3 protein-coding genes are annotated in these 3,813 nt (G+C 71.8%); all 3 read right to left on the bottom strand.

The genetic code is table 11. The features are described from left to right. Positions 1 to 643: 643 nt before the first annotated feature. Positions 644 to 1,816, bottom strand: coding sequence for a tRNA dihydrouridine synthase DusB (gene dusB / locus ACWENR_RS30000; protein ID WP_452280309.1), 1,173 nt, complete (start codon positions 1,814 to 1,816; stop codon positions 644 to 646). Positions 1,817 to 1,880: 64 nt separating this feature from the next. Next, entirely contained in the window at positions 1,881 to 3,260 is a 1,380-nt protein-coding gene (locus tag ACWENR_RS29995) for a glycine--tRNA ligase (protein WP_452280308.1), read from the bottom strand. Between the two features lie 115 nt (positions 3,261 to 3,375). After that, positions 3,376 to 3,813 (bottom strand): Rv0361 family membrane protein (locus ACWENR_RS29990; protein WP_452280307.1); only part of this gene is annotated, 438 nt, incomplete at its 5' end.

Genomic DNA, 3,813 nt, shown 5'->3' with positions numbered 1-3,813 from the left:
CTTGAGCGGCGGGCGCCGCCCGAGCGCCGCGCGCCTCGCCCCGCGATCTTGCACTTTCTGCCCCGATAAAAGCCGTGGAACGGGCAAACGAGGGGGCACAAACTGCAAGATCATCGAGGGCGAGGGCGAGGGGCGAGGGGCGGTCAGCCGACAGGTGGGGGCCACGCCCGCTGTCGAGCTGCCCCGTCCGTGGGACCGACGGGCGCCCAATCGACAGGCTGCCGATGGCCGATCTACGCCGCCCCATCCATAGGGGCAGCTCGACAGGCAGCCCCGCACTACGGCCAGCCCAACCCACGACAAGGCCGACCAAACACAGGCCCGGCACACGGCCCGCCAACCCCGCGACAGTGCCCGACAGAACGCAGGCCCGGCACACGGCCCGCCCAACGCACGACAACGCCTGCAGAACGACAAGCTCGGCAGCACGGCGGCCAGCCCGGCGCGACTACCGGCCGGCACCCACGACGGTCTCGTGCGCCGTGCGCCGTGCGCCGTGCGTCGTTCCGGCGCGGCGCGGCGTGACGTGGCGCGGCGTGGCGTGGCGCGGTGCGGACGGCGCCAGCGCGGCCGGTGGCTGCACGTCAGCCAACAGGAACTCGCCCCGTGCGTCGCGCTGCGGTCGGGCGGGTCGCGGGTCCGCTCAGCCGCCCGAATCGGCCAGTTCGGCGCCCTCGGGCACGGTGTCGTCGTCCCGGCTGGCGAGCCAGCCCTCGGGCAGGAAGACCTTGCCGGGCGAGTTGGTGCGGCCGCGCGGCTGGCCGAGCGTGGCGACCGGGAACGGCTCGGCCGGATCCAGCTTGCCCAGCAGGTCGTCGAGCTGGGCCAGGCTTTCGATCATGGCCAGTTCGCGGCGCAGCTCGCTGCCGACGGGGAAGCCCTTCAGGTACCAGGCGACGTGCTTGCGGAAGTCGGTGCAGCCGTCCCGCTCGCCCCGCTCGGGGGTGCGGGAGCCGGCGGTGAACTGGTCGACCAGCAGCTCCGCGTGGCGGCGCATGGTCGCCGCGACCTCGCCGAGGGTGGGCAGCCGGCGCTCCGGACGCCCGTTGAAGGCTGCCTCCAGGTCGGCGAAGAGCCACGGGCGGCCCAGGCAGCCACGGCCGATCACCACCCCGTCGACGCCGGTGTGCGCCACCATCCGCAGCGCGTCGTCGGCCTCCCAGATGTCGCCGTTGCCGAGCACCGGCACGTCGAGCGCCTGCTTGAGCGTGGCGATGGCGTCCCAGTCCGCCGCGCCCGAGTAGCGCTGCGCCGCCGTACGCCCGTGCAGGGCGACCGCCGCCACCCCGGCGTCCTGGGCGGCGAGGCCCGCCTCGACGTACGTCAGATGGTCGTCGTCGATGCCCTTGCGCATCTTGACCGTGACCGGCACCCCGGCGGGCGACGCGGCGTCCACCGCGGCCCTGACCAGGCGGGCGAAGAGCCGGCGCCGCCAAGGCAGCGCCGAGCCACCGCCCCTGCGGGTGACCTTGGGCACCGGGCAGCCGAAGTTGAGGTCGATGTGGTCGGCGAGGTCCTTCTCGACCACGATCCGCACGGCGGCGGCGGTGATCTCGGGGTCGGTGCCGTAGAGCTGGAGGCTGCGCGGCCGCTCGTGCTCGCCGAACGCGATCATGCGCAGCGTCTTCGGGTTCCGCTCCACCAGCGCGACCGTGGTGATCATCTCGCAGACGTAGATGCCGCCGCCCTGCTCGCGGCAGAGCTGCCGGAAGCCGACGTTGGTGATGCCCGCCATCGGCGCGAGCACCACCGGCGGCCACACCTGGTGCGGCCCGAGGGTCAGCGGGCGCAGCGCGGGAACGGTCGGTGCGGTCACCGGACAAGTGTACGGGGCCCCGGCCGGCGCGTTCCCACGCCGACCGGGGCCCCGTTCCGGCAGCTCAGCAGCCGGGGAGGCGCTCGATGAGGTAGCGCTCGACCTGGTCCAGGGAGATGCGCTCCTGGGCCATGGTGTCCCGGTTCCGCACGGTCACCGCGTTGTCGTCCAGGGTGTCGAAGTCGACGGTCACGCAGAACGGCGTGCCGATCTCGTCCTGCCGGCGGTAGCGGCGGCCGATCGCCTGCGAGTCGTCGAACTCCACCACCCAGCGCTTGCGCAGGTCGGCGGCGAGGCCCTTGGCCTTCGGCGAGAGCGCCTCGTTGCGCGACAGCGGCAGCACCGCCACCTTGACCGGGGCCAGCCGCGGGTCGAAGCGCATCACCGTGCGCTTGTCCACGCCGCCCTTGGTGTTCGGCGCCTCGTCCTCGTCGTACGCCTCGAGCAGGAACGCGAGCACCGCCCGGGTGAGGCCGGCCGCCGGCTCGATCACGTACGGCACCCAACGCTCCTGCTTCGTCTGGTCGAAGTAGGACAGGTCGACGCCGGAGTGCTTGCTGTGCGTGCTGAGGTCGAAGTCGGTGCGGTTGGCGATGCCCTCCAGCTCGGCGAACTCGGTGCCGCCGAACTGGAACCGGTACTCGATGTCGACCGTGCGCTTCGAGTAGTGGGAGAGCTTCTCCTTCGGGTGCTCGTAGAAGCGCAGGTTGCCCTCCGACAGGCCCAGGTCGAGGTACCAGTTCCAGCGCTCCTGCAGCCAGTACTCGTGCCACTGCTCGTCGGAGCCCGGCTCGACGAAGAACTCCATCTCCATCTGCTCGAACTCGCGGGTGCGGAAGATGAAGTTGCCCGGGGTGATCTCGTTGCGGAACGACTTGCCGGTCTGCGCGATGCCGAACGGCGGCTTCTTGCGGGCGACGGTCTCGACGTTCTTGTAGTTGACGAAGATGCCCTGGGCGGTCTCGGGCCGCAGGTAGTGCATGCCCTCCTCGCTCTCGACCGGGCCGAGGAAGGTCTTCATCAGGCCGTTGAACATCTTCGGCTCGGTGAAGGTGCCCTTGTTGCCGCAGTTCGGGCAGTTCAGCTCCGTCAGCGACGCCGGCGGCCTGCCGTGCTTGGCCTCGTACGCCTCCTCCAGGTGGTCGGCCCGGAACCGCTTGTGGCACGACTGGCACTCGGTCAGCGGGTCGACGAAGGCGTCCAGGTGGCCCGAGGCGGCCCAGACGTCGCGGGCCAGGATCACGGCGGAGTCGAGACCGACCACGTCGTCGCGCTGCTGGACCATGGTCTTCCACCACTGCCGGCGGACGTTCTCCTTCAGCTCCACGCCGAGCGGACCGTAGTCCCACGCCGACCGGGTGCCTCCGTAGATCTCGCTGGAGGGGAAGACGAAACCTCGGCGCTTGGCGAGGCTGACGACGGCGTCGATACGGTCGGCTGGCATGTTTCCTCCTACGCCGACTGGCGGTCGGCGGGGACGCGGCAAAGGACGGAACGAGCAGTTCGGGACAACGGTACGACCAGCACCACCCCGAGCCCAGGAGAATACCGGGGGCGGGTCAGTTGACCCCGCACACCTCCATGCCGCCGGTCTCCCGGTCCTGCCCGAGGACGACCTCCTGCCGGTCCTGCCGGCCGCCGGTGTAGGTCACGTCCACCGGCACGGTCAGGGTCGTGGCGTCCACCTCGCCCACCCGGAACCCCGAGATCTGCGGCTCGGCGGCGACCCGGCGCTCGAACTCCCCGCGTGACTCGCGCCGCTGCGCGTCGTCGCAGAGCTGGTCGTACGCGGCGCCGTACTTCCGCTCGACGAGCGCCTGGTAGTAGTCGGTGGAGACGGTGCGCCCCTGCTCCCGGACGGCCTGCACCCCGGTCACCGCCAGGCCCACGACGGCCGCGCCGCCACCGCCGCAGCAGAGCAGCACGGCGAGCGCCCCGGCGCCCAGCCCCAGCCAGAGCCGGGTGTTGCGCCCCTCGGTGGGCGGCGCCGCGAACGG

This window comes from Micromonospora sp. NPDC004336 (genome assembly GCF_053602615.1).
Note: the sequence above shows the minus strand (reverse complement) of the source record. Positions and strands in the feature narration are given on the sequence as shown.